Origin of the sequence: Burkholderia sp. BCC0097 (assembly GCF_902832985.1) — a bacterium.
Taxonomy (GTDB): domain Bacteria; phylum Pseudomonadota; class Gammaproteobacteria; order Burkholderiales; family Burkholderiaceae; genus Burkholderia; species Burkholderia orbicola.
The window spans coordinates 246,028-265,266 of the sequence record NZ_CADFDM010000001.1; the positions used below are offsets into that span (position 1 = coordinate 246,028).

At 66.5% G+C, this 19,239-nt stretch carries 9 protein-coding genes; 1 reads left to right on the forward strand and 8 read right to left on the reverse strand.

The window, feature by feature from the left end:
- Positions 1-319 precede the first annotated feature (319 nt).
- From HWX07_RS01065 to HWX07_RS01090, 6 genes are all read right to left on the reverse strand, one after another.
- Positions 320-985 carry an OmpA family protein gene (locus HWX07_RS01065; protein WP_175874824.1) on the reverse strand — a complete coding sequence of 222 codons (666 nt, stop codon included), beginning with the start codon at positions 983-985 and terminating at the stop codon, positions 320-322.
- A gap of 121 nt (positions 986-1,106) precedes the next feature.
- Positions 1,107-9,188, reverse strand: coding sequence for an ESPR-type extended signal peptide-containing protein (locus tag HWX07_RS01070; RefSeq protein WP_175875458.1), 8,082 nt, complete (start codon positions 9,186-9,188; stop codon positions 1,107-1,109).
- Positions 9,189-10,150: 962 nt separating this feature from the next.
- Positions 10,151-11,053, reverse strand: a complete 903-nt coding sequence (locus HWX07_RS01075) for a hypothetical protein (RefSeq protein ID WP_012339443.1) — start codon at positions 11,051-11,053, stop codon at positions 10,151-10,153.
- A gap of 95 nt (positions 11,054-11,148) precedes the next feature.
- Positions 11,149-11,367 carry a hypothetical protein gene (locus HWX07_RS01080; protein WP_006480563.1) on the reverse strand — a complete coding sequence of 73 codons (219 nt, stop codon included), beginning with the start codon at positions 11,365-11,367 and terminating at the stop codon, positions 11,149-11,151.
- A 233-nt stretch (positions 11,368-11,600) separates the two neighbouring features.
- On the reverse strand, positions 11,601-12,251 hold the full coding sequence (locus HWX07_RS01085; RefSeq protein ID WP_012339459.1) for an NAD(P)H-dependent oxidoreductase: 651 nt from the start codon (positions 12,249-12,251) through the stop codon (positions 11,601-11,603).
- A 310-nt stretch (positions 12,252-12,561) separates the two neighbouring features.
- Positions 12,562-12,867: an NIPSNAP family protein gene (locus HWX07_RS01090; protein ID WP_175874825.1), complete on the reverse strand. Its 306-nt coding sequence runs from the start codon at positions 12,865-12,867 to the stop codon at positions 12,562-12,564.
- Between the two features lie 293 nt (positions 12,868-13,160).
- Between HWX07_RS01090 and HWX07_RS01095 the strand changes: the two genes are divergently transcribed.
- Positions 13,161-13,949, forward strand: a complete 789-nt coding sequence (locus HWX07_RS01095) for a GNAT family N-acetyltransferase (protein WP_175874826.1) — start codon at positions 13,161-13,163, stop codon at positions 13,947-13,949.
- Positions 13,950-14,120: 171 nt separating this feature from the next.
- On the opposite strand, the gene HWX07_RS01100 is transcribed toward HWX07_RS01095, so the two are convergent.
- Together HWX07_RS01100 and HWX07_RS01105 are read right to left on the reverse strand one after the other, a co-directional pair.
- Positions 14,121-15,479 (reverse strand): DUF3999 domain-containing protein, encoded by a 1,359-nt coding sequence (locus tag HWX07_RS01100; protein ID WP_175874827.1) that lies wholly within the window; start codon positions 15,477-15,479, stop codon positions 14,121-14,123.
- Complete coding sequence (locus tag HWX07_RS01105) at positions 15,476-18,856, reverse strand: DUF2339 domain-containing protein (protein WP_175874828.1); 3,381 nt, start codon at positions 18,854-18,856, stop codon at positions 15,476-15,478. The genes HWX07_RS01100 and HWX07_RS01105 overlap by 4 nt, the downstream gene beginning before the upstream one ends.
- Positions 18,857-19,239 lie beyond the last annotated feature (383 nt).

Here is a 19,239-nt window from a genome sequence, read left to right on the forward strand (position 1 = left end):
GGATCGTCATGGTTGGAGTCGCGCCGGTGGCACCGCGGCGCGCGAATCGGGCGACGGGATTCGCGAAGGCGGCAGCCGGATTCCGGCGTGTCGCCGGGCACGCCTGGGACGGCGCGCGTCGGGCGGGCTGCCCCGGCGACTGTCTGCGGCGATTGTGGCATGGAAACCGCCGGTTTTGACAGGACGTGACGAACTTTGACATAGCCGCCGGCCAACGGCAGCTGGCGCAGGCGTTGCGGCGCCCGGTCGTCCGGTGGCGTGCCGGCGTGGCGCGGCTGGCCTGCCGGATCGCGCGGCCGCATGGGCGGCCGCGGACGGCTCAGTGCTGCAGCCGGATTTCGACGCGGCGGTTGCTGGCGCGGCCTTCCGGCGTCGCGTTGGACGCGACCGGATCGGCCTTGCTGCGGCCCGACACGGTGATCGAGTCGGTCTTCAGCCCGTGCGCCTTCAGATAGGCGGCGACCGATTCGGCGCGGCGCTTCGACAGCGCGAGGTTGTAGTCGTCGCTGCCCACCGAGTCGGTGAAGCCGGTGACCGTCACTTGCGAGTACGTGCGGTCGGCGCGTTCGCTCAGCAGCCGGTCCAGCGATTCGCGCGCGGTCGGCGCGAGCGTCGCGTGGTCGGTGGCGAACAGCGCGTCGCCGGACAGGTTCACGCGTTCGATCACGGCGGCGGGTGCGGGTGTGGCGGCCGAGGTCGCCTCTGCCGGCGCGGCGCCGCACTGGAAGATGAGCGTGGCCGGATCGGATTTGTCGCGCAGCGCGCGGGCCGAGTCGACGGCGCGAACCGGCTCGTCGCCGCAGATCTTGCGGGCGGCCTTCATGCAGGTCTGCGGGCCGGACAGTAGGCCGTGGCAGTCCACCTGGAAGGTGCGCACGCCGTCGCGCGGCTGCAGTTCGGAGGCGCTGAAGGTCGGGCCGGAGGCGGTCGAGCACGCGGCGAGGGCCGTTGCGGAAAGCGCGAGCGCAAGAGCGAGTTTGTTCACGGTGACATCCTTAAAGCTTGGGTTGACCGAGGCCCGCCGCGCGGTGCGCAGCGGGCTCGTCCTGCCGTCGGAGCCGCGGGCTGCCCGGCTGGCGAGCCGGACGGCCGGGCGGCGCGACGCGTTACTTCCACTGATACAGCATGCCGGCACCGATCACCTTCTGACCGCCGCTGAAACCGCCGTTGATCGACGCCTTCAGGTTTTCCGTGATGCGCGCCTGCATGTTGACCGCCATCGCCTTCTGGCCGAGGAAGGTCGACGTGCCCACGCCCATCCCGAAGTTGGCGTCGCGATCGAGCTGCGGGATCGACGCCATCGCGCCGACGGCCGCGATACCCTGCTTCGCCATCTGGTCGGTCTGCTGCAGTTGCGAACCCAGCGAGTTGATCTGCGCCTGCTGGCCCGACAGTGCCGTCGACAGTGTCGTCTGCACCTGCGTCAGCTGGTTCACGTTCACCGCGTCGGTGCCTTGCGTACCCGGCGCGACGTTCGTGATCTGGCGCTGCTGCGTGTCGCTGCCGACCGACACCACGTTCGAGCGGCCGCCGTCCGTCGAATTCGCGCCAATCGCCACCGAGTTCGAGCCGGCGGTGACGGTCGGGACGTCGGTGCCCTTGCCGTTCATGTCGGCCGCGATGCCGTTGTTGTTCACCGCACGCGTCGTGTTGTTGTTGATCGTCGTCGACAGCTGGCTCACTTGATCGCCGAGGTTCGTCACGCCGGTCGACAGCGAGGCCACCGTGCTGTTGGTCGTGCTCAGGCCGGTCGACAGCGAGCCGATGCCGGTCGAGGTCGACGTGGACAGCGACGTGAGGTTGCTGTTCGTCGAACTGAGGCCCGTCGACAGCGAGTTGATCGCGGTCGAGGTCGACGTCGACAGCGAGGCCACGTTGCTGTTGGTCGTGCTCAGGCCGGTCGACAGCGAGTTGATGCCGGTCGACAGCGATGCGACGTTCGACGCGGTGGACGTCGACAGCGTGTTGAGCGCGTTGTTCGTCGCGTTCAGCTGGCTGCCGTTGATCGCGTCCGTGCTCGTGGCCGAGATTCGGCCCGCGGCGACGTTCGTGATCTGGCGTTCCTGGCCCGGTGCGCCGACGCTCACCACGCCGACGGGCGAGCCGCCCGCGAAGGGGTACGTGACGCCGCCGATGGTGGCGCTCGATGTGCCGACCGCCGCGGCCGTGACCGAGTTCGCGCCGAGCGCGATCGAGTTCGCGACGTTCGCTTGCGCGTTCGTGCCAAAGGCGAGCGCGTCGGCGGCCGTGGCCTTGGCGGCCGAGCCGTAGGCCTGGGCGCCGGTGGCGCTGGCCGTGGCCTGGCTGCCCAGCGCGATCGTGTTGTCCGCGGTGGCCTGGTTCGAGCTGCCGAGGGCAAGCGCGCTGGCGCCGGTTGCCGTGTTCTGGTTGCCGAGGGACACCGCGCCGTCGCCGGTCGCCGTGTTGTTCGCACCCATCGCCACGGCGCCGGTGCCCGTCGCCACGTTCGGATCGCCGATCGCGACCGCGCCATCGCCGGACGCCGTGTTGCCGGAGCCGATCGATACCGCCTTGCCGCCCGTTGCCGATGCGTTCTGGCCGATCGCGACCGCGCCTGCCGTCTGTGCGTTCGAGCCGTCGCCGACTGCCACGCTGCTCGCGCCCGCCGCGCTGGCGTTCACGCCGGCGGCGAGGGCGTTGGTGCCCGTAGCGCCGTCGTTCGCGTAGTTGGCTTGCTGCACGCCGTTGTCGTTGACGCTGTAGTAGTGCGTCTTCGCGGCGTTGATCGCGGTCGAGGTGGACGTCGAGAGCGACGACACCGAGCTGTTCGTGCTGCTCAGGCCGGTGGACAACGAGCCGATGCCGGTCGAGGTCGAGGTGGACAGCGACAGGATCGTGCTGTCCGTGCTGCTCAAGCCGGTGGACAGCGAGCTGATGCCGGTCGAGGTCGAAGTCGACAGGGACGTGATCGAGCTGGTGGCCGACGACAGGCCCGTCGAGGTGGAGGTCGACAGGGAGCTGATCGAGCTGTTCGCGGACGACAAGCCGGTCGACGTCGAGGTCGACAGCGACGATACCGAGCTGTTCGTGGTGCTCAGGCCGGTGGACAGCGAGTTGATGCCGGTCGAGGTCGAGGTGGACAGCGAGGTGATCGAGCTGTTGGCCGACGAGAGACCCGTCGAAGTCGAGGTCGACAGAGACGTGATCGAACTGTTGGCCGAGGACAGGCCGGTCGAAGTCGAGGTTGACAGCGATGACACCGAGCTGTTCGTAGTGCTCAGGCCGGTGGACAGCGAGTTGATGCCGGTCGAAGTTGACGTGGACAGCGACGTGATCGAGCTGTTCGCGGACGACAGACCGGTCGAGGTCGAGGTCGACAGCGAATCGATCGAGCTGTTTGCCGAAGACAGACCGGTCGAAGTCGAGGTCGACAGGGACGTGATCGAGCTGTTAGCGGACGACAGGCCGGTCGAGGTCGAAGTCGAGAGCGAGGTGATCGAGCTGTTCGCGGACGACAAGCCCGTCGAGGTCGAGGTCGACAGCGAAGTGATCGAGCTGTTAGCCGAAGACAAGCCCGTCGAGGTCGACGTCGACAGCGAGGTGATCGAGCTATTGGCCGACGACAGGCCCGTCGAGGTCGAAGTCGACAGCGAGGTGATCGAGCTGTTCGCGGACGACAGACCGGTCGAGGTCGAGGTCGACAGCGAATCGATCGAGCTGTTTGCCGAAGACAGACCGGTCGAAGTCGAGGTCGACAGGGACGTGATCGAGCTGTTAGCGGACGACAGGCCGGTCGAGGTCGAAGTCGAGAGCGAGGTGATCGAGCTGTTAGCCGAAGACAGGCCGGTCGAGGTCGAAGTCGAGAGCGAGGTGATCGAGCTGTTAGCCGAAGACAGGCCGGTCGAGGTCGAAGTCGAGAGCGAGGTGATCGAGCTGTTCGCGGACGACAGACCGGTCGAGGTCGAGGTGGACAGCGAATCGATCGAGCTGTTCGCGGACGACAGACCCGTCGAAGTCGAGGTCGAGAGCGAGGTGATCGAGCTATTAGCCGACGACAGACCCGTCGAAGTCGAGGTCGAGAGCGAGGTGATCGAGCTGTTCGCGGACGACAAGCCCGTCGAGGTCGAGGTCGACAGCGAAGTGATCGAGCTGTTAGCCGAAGACAAGCCCGTCGAGGTCGACGTCGAGAGCGAGGTGATCGAGCTATTGGCCGACGACAGGCCCGTCGAGGTCGAAGTCGAGAGCGAGGTGATCGAGCTGTTCGCGGACGACAGACCGGTCGAGGTCGAGGTCGACAGCGAATCGATCGAGCTGTTTGCCGAAGACAGACCGGTCGAAGTCGAGGTCGACAGGGACGTGATCGAGCTGTTAGCGGACGACAGGCCGGTCGAGGTCGAAGTCGAGAGCGAGGTGATCGAGCTGTTAGCCGAAGACAGGCCGGTCGAGGTCGAAGTCGAGAGCGAGGTGATCGAGCTGTTTGCCGAAGACAGACCGGTCGAAGTCGAGGTCGACAGGGACGTGATCGAGCTGTTAGCGGACGACAGGCCGGTCGAGGTCGAAGTCGAGAGCGAGGTGATCGAGCTGTTAGCCGAAGACAGGCCGGTCGAGGTCGAAGTCGAGAGCGAGGTGATCGAGCTGTTCGCGGACGACAGACCGGTCGAGGTCGAGGTGGACAGCGAATCGATCGAGCTGTTCGCGGACGACAGACCCGTCGAAGTCGAGGTCGAGAGCGAGGTGATCGAGCTATTAGCCGACGACAGACCCGTCGAAGTCGAGGTCGAGAGCGAGGTGATCGAGCTATTAGCCGACGACAGGCCCGTCGACGTGGAAGTCGACAGCGAAGTGATCGAGCTATTGGCCGACGACAAGCCGGTCGAAGTCGAAGTCGAGAGCGACGTGATCGAACTGTTAGCCGAAGACAAGCCCGTCGAAGTCGAAGTCGACAGCGAGGTGATCGAGCTATTAGCGGACGACAGACCCGTCGAAGTCGACGTGGACAGCGAATCGATCGAACTATTCGCGGACGACAGACCCGTCGAAGTCGAGGTCGAAAGCGACGTGATCGAACTGTTAGCCGAAGACAAGCCCGTCGAGGTCGACGTCGACAGCGAGGTGATCGAGCTGTTAGCCGAAGACAGGCCCGTCGAAGTCGAAGTCGAGAGCGAGGTAATCGAGCTATTAGCCGACGACAGACCCGTCGAAGTCGAGGTCGAAAGCGACGTGATCGAGCTATTGGCCGACGACAGACCGGTCGAGGTCGACGTCGACAGCGAGGTGATCGAGCTGTTAGCCGAAGACAGGCCCGTCGAAGTCGAAGTCGAGAGCGAGGTAATCGAGCTATTAGCCGACGACAAGCCCGTCGACGTGGAAGTCGACAGCGAAGTGATCGAGCTATTGGCCGACGACAAGCCGGTCGAAGTCGAAGTCGAGAGCGAGGTGATCGAGCTATTAGCGGACGACAAACCCGTCGAAGTCGACGTGGACAAAGACGTGATCGAGCTGTTCGCCGACGACAAGCCCGTCGAGGTCGAGGTCGACAAAGACGTGATCGAGCTGTTCGCGGACGACAGACCGGTCGAGGTCGAGGTCGAAAGCGACGTGATCGAGCTGTTAGCCGACGACAAGCCGGTCGACGTCGAGGTCGACAGTGACGTGATCGAGCTGTTAGCCGACGACAGGCCAGTCGACGTCGAAGTCGAGAGCGACGTGATGGAGCTGTTAGCCGAGGACAGACCCGTCGAGGTCGAGGTCGAAAGCGACGTGATCGAGCTGTTAGCCGACGACAAGCCGGTCGACGTCGAGGTCGACAGTGACGTGATCGAGCTGTTAGCCGACGACAGGCCAGTCGACGTCGAAGTCGAGAGCGACGTGATGGAGCTGTTAGCCGAGGACAGACCCGTCGAGGTCGAGGTCGAGAGCGACGTGATCGAGCTGTTAGCCGACGACAGACCGGTCGACGTCGAAGTCGAGAGGGACGTGATCGAGCTGTTAGCCGACGAAAGACCCGTCGAAGTCGAAGTCGACAGCGACGAAATGGCGCTGGTCGCAGTACCGACTTGCTGGGCGACCGAATACAGCTGGCTGCCGTTGATCGCATCGGTACTGGTGGAGGTCACTTGACCGGCGGCGACGTTGGTGACTTGCCGTTCCTTGCCGGCATCGCCCACGCTGACGACGCCGACCGGATTGGCACCAGCGAATCCGCTGAACGTCACGCCGTCGACGGTTGCGCTGCTCGTGGGCGTTGCCGGGATGGTCTTCGAGCCGGCGCCGAGCGCGACGGAATTGTCCGTGCTGGCGGTAGCGCCGAGGCCGACGGCGACGGAGTTGATCGTGCTGGCGACAGCGCCGGAGCCAATGGCGATGGCGTCGGTGCCCGTTGCGGTGCTGTCGGCGCCGGTCGAGTTCGCGTGGAAGTACTTGATGCCCTGGCTGTTGATGTTGTTGATCGCCGAGCCCACGCTGTTGGCGGTCGACGTCGTGCCGTTCGCGTTGTAAGTCGTATATGCCGGCGCGGAAACCGTCCCCGTCGTCGGGTCGTACGTGGAGCCGCCGCCGAGTGCTGATGCCGTGCTCGTGCCGAGGTTGTCCGTCTTAGTCGTGACCGAGCTCAGGCCGGTGGACAGCGAGCCGATGGAGCTCGTAGCCGACGACAAACCGGTCGACGTGGAAGTCGACAGCGAAGTGATCGAGCTGTTAGCCGACGACAGCCCCGTCGAAGCCGACGTGGAAAGCGAGGTAACCGAACTGTTGGTCGAGCTGAGGCCGGTGGACAACGAACCGATGGAGCTCGTAGCCGACGACAAACCGGTCGACGTGGAAGTCGACAGCGAAGTGATCGAGCTGTTAGCCGAAGACAGCCCCGTCGAAGCCGACGTGGAAAGCGAGGTAACCGAACTGTTGGTCGAGCTCAGTCCGGTGGACAGCGAACCGATGGAACTCGTGGCCGACGAAAGGCCGGTCGACGTGGAAGTCGACAGCGAAGTGATCGAGCTGTTAGCCGACGACAACCCCGTCGAAGCCGACGTGGAAAGCGAGGTAACCGAACTGTTGGTCGAGCTGAGGCCGGTGGACAACGAACCGATGGAACTCGTAGCGGACGAAAGACCAGTCGACGTGGAAGTCGACAGCGAGGTGATCGAGCTGTTAGCCGACGACAGCCCCGTCGAAGCCGACGTGGAAAGCGAGGTAACCGAACTGTTGGTCGAGCTGAGTCCAGTGGACAGCGACCCGATGGAACTCGTGGCCGACGAAAGACCGGTCGACGTGGAAGTCGACAGCGAAGTGATCGAGCTGTTAGCCGACGACAGCCCCGTCGAAGCCGACGTGGAAAGCGAGGTAACCGAACTGTTGGTCGAGCTGAGGCCGGTGGACAACGAACCGATGGAGCTCGTAGCCGACGACAAACCGGTCGACGTGGAAGTCGACAGCGAAGTGATCGAGCTGTTAGCCGAAGACAGCCCCGTCGAAGCCGACGTGGAAAGCGAGGTAACCGAACTGTTGGTCGAGCTCAGTCCGGTGGACAGCGAACCGATGGAACTCGTGGCCGACGAAAGGCCGGTCGACGTGGAAGTCGACAGCGAGGTGATCGAGCTGTTAGCCGACGACAACCCCGTCGAAGCCGACGTCGACAGGCTCGTGATGCTCGACGTCGTCGTGCTCGCAACCGAATAGAGCTGGCTGCCGTTGATCGCGTCGGTGCTGGTTGCGGTGACGAGGCCCGCCCCGACGTTCTGGATACGGCGTTCCGAGCCCGACTGCCCGACGCTGACGACACCGCCCGCCGAATTGGAGCCGGCGAAGTTGCCGAACGTCTGACCACCGATCGTGGCGCTGCTGACGGTGGTGGTGCCGCCGGACGTCGCCGTTGCCGCACTGGTCGTCAGCGCGTTGTAGCCGAGGGCGACCGAGTTTGCGACGCTTGCGGTCGAATTCGAACCGAGTGCCGTGCCATAGCTTCCAGACGCCACGGCCGCCGCACCGACGGCGACCGCCCCAGCGTTGCCGCTGGCCGTCGAGCCGTTACCGAGCGCGAGTGCGTCCGTACCGCTTGCGATCGAGGTGGCGCCGAAGCTGCCGGAGTTACCGAGCGAGATTGCGCCAGTGCCCGTTGCCGTCGAGGAATTGCCGATGGCGACCGCGCCATTGGTACCCGTCGCCGTCGCCGAGCTGCCGATGGCGACGGAGCTGTTGGTCGCCGTGCTGCTGTTGCCGAGCGCCACGGCACCCGTACCGCTCGCCGAGTTGTTGTTGCCGAGCGCGATGGCGCCGGAGCCGTTCGACGTGTCGTTCGCGCCGATTGCCAGCGCGCCCGTGCCGGTTGCGCTGTTCGGATCGCCGATCGCAACGGCGCCGTCGCCGCTTGCGTTCTGGCCTCGGCCGATCGCGACCGCGCCGCCGGCTGAGGTCGCGCTGTTCGCTGTCGTGCCCGACGAGCCGATTGCCACGTTTCGGCCCGTTGCGCCGGAGACGACGCCATCGCCTTGCGCGATGCCATACGCACCATTGACCGTCGCACCACGGCCAACTGCAATACCCGACGTGGCGGCCGACGCGACGGATGACTGCCCGCCGATCGCGATACCGTCCGACGCGGCCGATTGCGCGCCCTTCGTTGCGTTGCTGCCGATTGCGATCGCGCCGGCGCCCGAAGCGATGGTCGAGTTCGCCTGCGACAGCGGCGTTGTTCCGTTGCCGCCTGCGCCGCCGATCGCGACGGAGTTCGCTGCGTTCGCCGTCGAGCCAAAGCCGAGTGCGGTCGCGCCGGCGCCGCTGGCGGTGGTTTCGAGGCCGGCCGCGACGCCCCAGAGGCCGGCCGAGCTGAGGAAGCCCATCGCGGTGCCGCCCTTGCCGGTAGCTTGCGAATATGTGCCGTAGACCGTTGCTGCGAGATTGCCGTTGCCGGATGCGTTACAGCCGGTCACGGTCGACCACGTGCCCGAACCGTCGGTGGGATACGCGTTGGTGTCGCCCATTGTCGTGCGGCCGGCGGCCGTGTTGCCGCTGCTGGACGTACAGCTTGATACCGTGAACTGCCCGAATCCGTTCACTGTTCCAGGAATGTAAGTCGACGCGCTGGCAAGCGACGGCAGACTGATCGCCAAGGCCGCGACTGTTGCCACCACGACGGCCGACTTGTTCGGCTTGCCCCGTGCCGAATCGTGTTCCGATGCCGCTACCCAGGCGCCAAGGGCTTCGTTCCAGATCGAGCGGTATGTGCGGTTCATGTCCTGCTACCTCCAAATGTGCACGCCACACACCGGTCTCTTTTGTTAGAGGATTACTCCGTGCGCTCGCGCGAATCTCAAAATTGATGGGCGGAGTTTATTGGAGGTGGATTTTGGAGATTGACAAACAGTGATAAATGAAGGGATTGGAAAGTTAAAGAATGGTTAATGCATCGTGTTTTGACGCATTGGGGAAGAATGAATTTGAAAGCTGTAAGAATGTGTCGTGTCGGGTTTGATTTTTTCTTAGGTCGTCTTAATTTTTATATAAAAAACAACAACTTATATGTGTTTTGTGCGTTGGGTAACACATCGGAATGCCCCAAAAGTAAGACAAATGAAATAGCAAACGTTTGCGAGCAGACCAATTCTTTCATGTCTGTAATGTTTAATGGCGTATTGGTTGATAATGCATTTTCCACATTATTAACTTGTTAATTGATTTGCTTTTGTTGAATTTGGTTTTCTATTTATGGATTATCAATTAATTAAATTTATCTGTCGGGATGAGCGTTGGATTGTGCTGATTTGCGCATCTTGTCCGGCGCGGGCGCCCGTGTGACGGGCGTTTCGGGTCGCCCAGCTCCGCGAAGTTGTAAAAAAGTGCTACAGGGCGAAAAATGAAACGGTCTGCGTCAATTTATCGGATTCGTCCTATTGACGATTGCGCGGACATCGGTGTCGGGGCGGAATCGGCACGCATGCGGGAAGCTGAGCGGACGCGCTCGCGGCGGGTGTTTCGCGGGTGCCGACAGGTCGTCAAAGACCGCGGGTCGGCGTCGAGCTGGAGGCGCTCGAAATGTCAGATCCGGGGGTGCGGCAATTTGTCAGTCATGCCGACGACGGCGCGACGTGCCGAATAAAAATAGGGATGGATTGAATGTATCGGGCCCGCCACATTCGGTCCACGGGCGTGGACCGAACTGGGCGCTTGCCGCCTGACCCGCGGCAAGCGCCCGACTTCACTTCTTCAGAAACCGCAGCGCGAACCGCGCCATCCGCGGCACGAACATCGGGCGCAGCAGGCGCTTGTCGTAACCGGCCATCCGCCGGTCGTTCTCCACGAGACACAGCTCGATCAACTCGCGCGGGTTGAGCGCATCGCCAATGTCGGCGGTGCCGGTTGCTGGGAAATTCGCGTCACGGGCCGCGCCGTCGGCATCGATGCCGCGCGCGATGCTCATGCGGTCGCGGATCAGTTGCACCCACACGGCCGCCACCCGTGCGAAGAACCACGGCCGACGCCACCACGGCATCGTGCGCCAGTACCACGCGTACCAGTTCACGAAGAACAGGATGTGGCGGCCTTCTTCCTGGATCACGGGCTCGAAGGTCTCGACCAGCTCAGGCGGGAAATAGCCGGAGCGCTGCGCGGAGCGGAACAGGCCGAACGCGAAAAAGCTGTCGATGCATTCGCTGAAGCCCGTCATCATCCACGACCATTCCGGATCGGTCGGCGCCGGGTAGGCCGGCTCGGGCGCGAGCCGGATGCCGTACGCCTCGACCAGCTTCGACAGCACGACCTTGTGGCGGGCTTCCTCGCCGCCGTCCATTTCGAGCGCGCGGCGCAGCAGCGGATCGTCGACGGTCGCGGCGTAGGTGGCCACGCGGATCGACGCGCGGCCTTCGGTTTGCACGGCGATGTCCCAGATCGGCAGTGACGTGAGCCGTCTGAGTTCGGCCGGCTGGAGCGCCGGCCAGTCGATCACGGCCGGCTTGTACGGGTTGTGTGTGTCGAGCAGCATCCGACAGAACATCTGCTTGTGCGCGTCGGAACCGATCCGGACGGGACCTTGCCTCTCGAAGGTCCAGTTGCGCATCGCGTGATCTGCGGCTGCATGCTCTTCCTGCAGCGTGTCGGTCATGGCTATTGTTATGCGATTACGGATCGAAAGATTCTTGCACAGCTTCCGTCATCGCGTATTTTCGAGCGGCCATGTGCACGCCGGCCCGGCGCGCGTCACGCGTTCGTGTCGACCCAGAGGCGGCCCCAGCGTGATGCGTAGGCGAGGGCGTGCTCTTCCTCGAAGAAGAAATCGATTGCGTCGAACGACACGGAGCGCGGCGACGGCCCGCCGCTCGCACGTTCGATCGTCAGGTTGGCGGCGAACAGCCCGTTCGGCAACCGGGCGGCAGCGGGAGCGACTTCATAGCCCTTGTAGCGGATCGTACGGTTCATGGCGTGCGCGGAAAAAGTTCGGACTTTCAGCGTACGAAAACCCGCCGGCTGCGTGAACCAATCTTTCGGCCAATGCAAATCACGCGGCGGGCTGAATCGTTATCGGGGCGGTACGCGGAAACGGTATGTTCGAGAGGCGAGACGACGCGCCCGGCATATCGCCACGCGCTGGAAGACGCGCCGCGCGCCTCGTCGAATCCTGTCGATCGGAGGCGCGCGGCGGAATGCAGGGGTTACTGGTTGGCGACCTTCAGTACGGGCGCAAGCGCATCGACCGACGCCGCGTGCGAGGCCGCTCGATGCGACGCGAACGCGAGCGCGAATTCGGCGGCTTGCGTGCCGACCGTCTCGAGTTGCGCGACGACCTTCGGGTCCGAGCAGCTGTCGGCGCTTTCGAAGCGCGTTTCCAGCGTGTTGACGGTGGCGCCGAACGGCGTCGGCCAGCCGCGCAGCGCATGGACGATCGAGCGCAGCGACGTCAGCACGGTGCCGGCCGCCTGCCAGCCGTACGCGGTGACGATCAGGCCGACCGCGCGGCCGTCGAGATAAGGGCGTTCGTCCGCGCGCAGTTCCTCGAGCGTGTCTAGGGCGTTCTTCACGAGACCGGACACGCCGCCGTGATAGCCGGGCGTCGCGATGATGATCGCGTCGGCCTGGCGCACGGCGTCGATCAGCTCGCGCTGCGCGTCGGTCAGCGTTTTATGTTCGGGTGCATAGTGCGGCAGCGTATGCAGGAACGGGCCGTCGAACAGGCGCGTGCGTGCGCCGGCGGCTTGCGCGCCGCGCAGTGCGAACGACAGCGCGCGTTCGGTGGACGACGCGGCTCGGGTGGTCCCGCCGATGCCGACGACGAACGGGCGGCGGTGTTGATCGAATGCAGTCAAGGGGCGCTCCTGGGATTGGCTTGCCCGGCTAAGCACAGGCTTAAAACCAGATGGTAACGACCCCGTCGCCACTCTGAAAACGACTTTTCGTTCTATCGATATGCCGCGTGGCGGGGGCAATCGTGTGCGCGGCCCCGCAGATCGATAGCAGAAATGCTTGGTTGAGACGGTGCGCCACGGTCGATAAGATGGGCTCGTCTCCTCCATGATGTCTCTACTGACATGGGTTGGCCCCGCCGCGCGGATGCAGGCGGGGCTTTTTTTCGTCCTCGGCCGGAAAACGGGGCACGATACGCGGCGACGCCGCCCGTTACTCGAACACCGGCCGGAAGAAGCTGCGCTCGTAGCTGATGATGCAGCGGGTTTCCTCCGCGTAGCGGAACGCGGCCTGGCAGGCCGGATCGTCCTTCGAACGTTCGCGGTAGCGTTCGTATTCGGCGAGGCTCGGGAACGAGAACATTGCGAGCGCGATGTTGCTCGCGCCTTCGGACGGCAGGAAGTAGCCGTGATGCGTGCCGCCGAACTGCTCGACGAGCGGAATCCACATCTTGCCGTAGGTTTCGAATTCGACGAGTTTGTACGGATCGACGACGTAGCGAAGGAAGCAGGTGATCATGGGCGCTCGCGGGGCGGTGACGGAGCAGCGAGTCTGGAGCGCGGGGCGGCACGTGTCAACGGCGTGCGCGCGGGTGTGGACATCACCGTGCGACTTCATTGCATGACGCGTTGCTTGCGCGAACAACGATCGGTGCTTCGATGCGTTCGCCACGACGTGCACGCAGCATCGGAACGATGCCGTATTCGCGACCTCCGCCCGCCGTCTTGGCCCGGAATTTTTACGACATTTTTTCTTGCGACGGCAACCGGCGCGCTCCTAGACTTCGTGCATCTTCACCACGGAGCATGGCCATGTCGATACCCTGGAACGCGATCGCCGACCCCACCCCTGCCGCGCTGCCTTCCAGGTGCGTCGATCGGGTGATCGTCCGGCGTTTCGATCCGGCAATCGACAGCTATGCACAACTGACGCCGATGCTGCACCGCGCGTTCGCGCGGCTCGGTGCGATGGGGCTCAACTGCACGTGCGTCGACCAGGACGAAGACGTCACGCGCCGCCGCGCGGAAGCGGGCGAGTGCTATGTCGCCGTGTGCGGCGGGCTTGTCGTCGGTACGGCCACGCTGTATGCGACCGATCCGTCGTCGGCCTGCTCGCTGTACCGGCGCGAAGGCGTCGCGAGCGTGCGCCAGGTGGCGGTGGACCCGGCTTGCCAGAGCCGCGGGATCGGCGCGTTGCTGCTGTCGTTCGCCGAGCAGTGGGCCGCGTTGCGCGGCTATGCGCTGCTCGCGCTGGATACGCCGCATCCTGCTGCGCACCTGCTGGCGTTCTACGGCGCGCAGGGCTTCGAGGTGGTCGACGTGATGCGCTTCGCCGGCAAGCGCTACGACAGCGCGATCCTGTGCAAGCGGCCCGTTGCACATGCTGTGCGCCGTGTGTCTCCGGCATCGCGGCTGGCCGCGCGCGTGGCGGCCGTGCGGCGTGTCATGGTGGCGTGGGCGCCGCGCGTCCTCGCGGTGGCGCGGCGCGAGTCAGGCGTGCGTCGCACCGGACGTTTCGCGGCGCGCCGCGCGGCCGGTGCGGCCAGTTGCCGGTCGTCGCCGTGGCGGCCGCGTCAGCACGGCCGCTTCGTGGCGCGATAGCGGCGAGTGGGCGCCGGCTCGTGCCGCTGGCGCGTCGGGTGGCCTTTACGCCACGACGGGCCGCGGACCACTCGATGAATCGGTGCGATCACGCGTTGTGATGGCTGAAGAAACGAACCTGCTCGATGAACGTGAACGCCGCGTCAAGCGGCATGCAACCGCACGCCGACGTCACTCGTCGCGGCTGCGCGTCTCGCCGCCGCCTTTCGCGAGACGCCATGCAATCGTGCCGAGCACACCGACCGCCACCACCAGCGCGCCCCACAGCACGTAGCGGCGCGCGGCATCCGCATCGGCGGCTGCCGCCGGCGCGACCGCCGATGCCGGCAGCGCCGCGCCGACGCGGGCGGGCCGCACTTCGGGCGCCATGCCGACCAGCAGTGCGTCGCGGCTCACGGCGGACGACATGAGCGACGCGTCGCCCACACCGAGCGTAAACGGCGGCGTGCCGCGCGCGACGAAGGTCAGCGCGGCCGGATGCCAGCCGATCGCGACGGCCGGCTGGCCGCTGCCGAGCCCGCCGTTGCGCATGTCGACGACGATGCGCCACGCGCGATCCGTGTTCGCGATGAACTCGAGCGGCGGATTGCGCTGCTCGCCGCCCTTGCCCTGCAGCCGGAACAGCACGGCGCCCGCGACGTCGCGCCACGGCGCCTGCGCATCGGCGCGGCTTTGCAGCGTCGCGCGCGCGACGGTATTCGGCTGCGGCACGGCGATGCGCACGCGGTCGACCGGATACGCGCCGTCGGTGTCGAACAGATACTCGCCCGGCGCGGCGCCGGCGCGTATCCGCACGGCGTCGCGCCACTGGCGCGGCACGGACGCCGTATCGGTGCCGCGCGCGTCGCGCGGATGCGTCTCGACGTCGATCGACGCAATCGCGGGCGCGCCGTCGAGCCAGTCGAGTCGCAGGTAGCGCGGCGCCGCGCCGTCGAGCGCGATGCGTTCCTGCACCAGCATGTCGTTGCCGCGGCCGACCTTCAGCAACTGCGTGCTGCCGAGCGGCCGCCAACTGCGCAGGTCGTCGCTGGCTTCGACGGACACGCGCCCCTCGTAGCTGTCGTCGTTCACGTGCACGAGCAGCGCATCGATGCTGCCGTCGGTATGCGACAGGTCGACGAGGTCCGCGCCGCGCCCAGGCCGCGAAGGCGTCGCGACGGCCGCGCGCAGCGCGCCGTCCGGGCCGACCGTCACGCCGAGCGGCGCGTTGCCGTGCTCGGCGCGCGCGGGCGGTAGCGGAAACCAGTGCACCGGCGTGCGGGATGGCGGCACGGCGGCCGTGGCCGCGGCGGGCGCGTCGAGCGAGTACGGCACCGGCTCGCCCGCGCCGTTGAAGATACGCACGTCGCCGAGATCGTCGCGCCGGCTCGCCGCATACACGGGCTGCGGCACGGTGAGCTGGTAATACGCGGCGCTGCCGTCGAGGTCGAGCGCGAAGCGCTGCGTGACGCGGCCGGCGTTCGGCGCGCCATCGGCCACCGCGAGCGACGCGAGCAGGCTCAGCCCGAGCAGGGCGGCGAGTCGTTTCATGGCTGGCCGTCCTGTTGCGCGGCGGCCTTCGGTGGCAGCGGCGAGAAATAGCCGATCAACAGCAGCAGCACGCCGATGCCGATGAACGACACGATCCGCTCGATGCCGGTGACGTGCGACAGGTCGAACAGGAATAGCTTGACGACCGTGAGCGCGAGCAGCGCGGCGCCGACGAACCATAGCGGTCGCAGCCCGCGGCGCGTGGCCCAGATCGTGATCGCGAGCGCGCAGACCGTCCAGTACACGGATACCGACGCCTGCACGAGCGTCGATTCGGCCATCGCGCCGAATTCGTACGGCACGCCGGCCCAGTGATGCAGCGTGCGCAGCAGGATCGCGTTCAGCCACAGGAACCCGGTCGCGCCAGCCGCACCCAGCAGCTCGACGCGATAGTTGCCGAACGACCAGCCGAGCCTGCGCGCGCGCACGAACCACGACGCGGCAAGCGCATAGACGACCGCGAGCACGAGATCGAGCGGGTTGAACAGCGGCACGCGCGCCCAGCTTCCGCCGTCCTGCGTGAAGTTCGCGTAGAAAGTCCACACCCACATCACGACGATCAGCGGCAGCGACGCGAACGCGCAGAGGCGGGCGATGCCGTCGCGGCGCGTGAGCCACATCCCGGCGAACGCGAACAGGCTCCAGCCGACCATGAACACCTGCTGGATACCGAACGACGACAGCACGGTGTCGATGTCGTAGCCCAGATGGAAGCGCTGATGCAGCGTGCGCAGCAGCAGCGCGTTGAACCACAGGAACACGGTCGCGATCGCCAGATAGTCGACGACGCGCGGATGCCACGCGATGCCGAGCGTCTTCAGGCGACGCAGCCACGCGGCGAACGCGACGAACGCGAGACCCTGCGCGACGTCGAGCGGATTGAGCAGCGGCAGCCAGAAGAGCGGAGAGGCGTCGCCGTCGCTCACCGTGCTGGCGAGGCTCCACAGCCACAGCAGCGCGGCGAGCGGCGCGGCTCCCCACACCTGATACGCGCGCGGGAACGCGGCGACCGGCCAGCGCAGGCGCGAGCCGGGGCCCGATACGAGCAGGAGCAGCGCGCCGAAGCCGTACGCCCATGCGCTCCAGCTCCAGGCGCCTTCCGGGACGAACGCGCGCAGGCGCCAGAAACCTTCGAGCGACAGCAGCCCGCACAGGGTCCAGAACGCCAGCGTATGCAGCGGCGCGAGGATGCCTGCTGCAACGGAATGCGCTGTGCCGTTCGCGGCAGCGGCGCCGGTCGTGCCGCGCGACTGGCGCCACAGCAGTGCAAACCCGGCGCCGACGGCCACCGGCCATGCGAACGCGCCCATGCCCGACAGCGGCGCTTCGTGCGCATCGAACGCGCGCAGCGCGAGCAGCGCCAGCACCGGCGTGAGCGCGAGCGCGGGCCATTCGGCGAGCGGCCACGCGAGCCGGCGGCGCGCGACGTGCGCGAGCCACGCGGTGCCGGCCGCGAACAGCGCGGTCGTATCGACGACGAAGCGGTCGGCATGCAGGTCGACGTGACGGCTCGCATGGACGAGGATCTCGTGCAGCCCGCCGCTGACCCACCACAGCAGCCCCCACGCGGCGGCCGCGACGCCGATCTCGGGCATCCACGCGTGCCATGCGCGCGCTTCGCCGCGCCCGTGCAGCCACCAGCCGGTGAACAGGCCGGCGAGCGCGATCAGCAGCATCGCGATAGTCGGGCCGTTGAGCACCGGCAGCGCAGCCGGGTCGGTCGGCCCGAGCAGGCTCGTGAAGAACGCGCCGGCCGCGGCGACCTGCATCAGCAGCCCGAAGCCGAACGCGAGCAGGCGCTTCTGGCGCACCCCGAGCCACACGACGGCCGCGCCTTCGATGGCCCACGCGGCGCTGGTCGTCGGCCCCGAGAACGCCAGCGGCACCGCGAGGGTCGCGAAGATGACCGCGAGCGCGAGCATCGATTCGAACAGCAGCCCGAGGCGATCGCGGCGCCGCGCGAGCCATGCGGCGATCGCGACGTAGAACGCCGACAGCGCGACCGCGCTCCACGCGAGCCCGAACGGCATGCCTTTCACGAGCGACGCCTGCAGCGCGGTCGCGACGATCGGCGTGCCGAACACGAGCGTGCCGTCGACATAGTGCCGCAGCGCGAGTTCGCGTTTCACCGCATACAGCAGCGCGATGCCGACATACATCAGGAAGAACAGGATGAGGAACGGCTCGGTGCTCGCGAACAGCGCGGGGCGATAGGCCGTCACGCCCCACGCGGAGCCGATCGTGAACGTGAACACGAAGCCGAGCAGGTTCAGCGGGCGCCACGCCTTGAACCACGCGATCGCGAAGATCCCCGCGTTCAGCAGTGCGTAGTAGCTGAACAACGCGACGTGGTTGCCCTGGCCGGTGGACAGCAGGATCGGCGCGAGGAAGCCGCCCGCGCTGCCCATGAACGCGAGCGGCAGCGCGTTCTGCCGCACCGCGAGGAACGCGCTCAGCGCGCAGACCGCGACCATCAGCGGGAACGCGGCGCCGACGGGCAGCAGCGCATACAGCTTGGTCGCGGCGAAGATCGTCAGGTACAGGATGCCGACGCCGCCGCCTTGCAGCACGAGGCCGTAGGCGGCGCGGCGCGCCCGCACGCGCCAGCCGATCGCGAGCAGCGCGGCCGCGGCGAGCGCCGTGCCCGCGAGGCGGAATTCGATCGGCAGCATGTCGTTGTCGGCCGCGTACTTGAGCAGGAATGCGACGCCGAAGAACAGCACGATGATCCCGACACGCACGACCGTATTGCCGCCGAGCAGCCAGTCGCGCGCGGCGCCGAACGCGCGTTCGGCGAGGCCGGGTTCGCGCGGCGTGGGTGGTGCGGGCGGGACAGGGCGGGTCGGGGTGGCGGGTGGGCTGGCGGTGGTATTGGCCTGAGCGGACGCAGCGGCGGTGCGGGCTGTGTTTGCCGGTGCGGGGGCCGCGGCAGGTGCCGGCGTCGAACTGGATGCTGGTGTGTCGGCCCGTGCGGCGACAGGTTGTGGCGTGGGCGTGGCCGGAACGTGGGCTGGCAGCGGCGCTGCGGAGGCGCCGGCCGAAGCCGTTTGCGCGAGGTCGCCGGAGGTCGCCGCGCCAGCCTTCGCGCCCGCTAGTTGGGCGCGCAGCGTGTCGAGTTCGCGCGTGAGCGTGTCGACGGTTGCCTCGAGGCGTGCGACGCGATCGGCGAGCGGTAATGGGGTCGGCGGCGGCGTCGCGGAGAGCGCGAACGCGTCGGCCGCGGCTCGCGGGTTTTGCTGCTTGCGTTGGCGCAGCGCGTGCCCGATGCAGAATCCGACGGCGGCCCCGAGCAGCGAGCCGCTCCCGGCCGAGAAATCCCCGATCAACGCGGCGATGCCGCCCACGATGAAACCGATTACGGCGAATGCCCAGTTCAACGCCTTGCTCCCTCTCACTGTCGTTATCGTCCTTCGATCGCGGATCGCACCGGATCGAGGTGGTTTCAGCACGGCCGGCAGGCGAACCGGCATGTGCGCGTCGTGCGGCAGGGCCTGCGTGCGAAAGGCTCGCGGCGACGTCGCGCTCGGCGTGTTTGCGGCGAATGTATCACAGCGTGCGTGCGCCGATTTCCGGGTTTGACGCGGTATCGCGGCGCGCGCCGTCCGGTGTCACGATCCGGTTTTTTGCACGGTCATGCTTTTTACTGGCGAATGCGGCGCGCGCTTTCGTCTGAATAGATCGGCGCCGGAACGGACGTGAACTTGTCGTAAAGCGACGCGCGCCGGAGGCGGGCTGGCGCAAAACCTCATGTGCCGTTTGG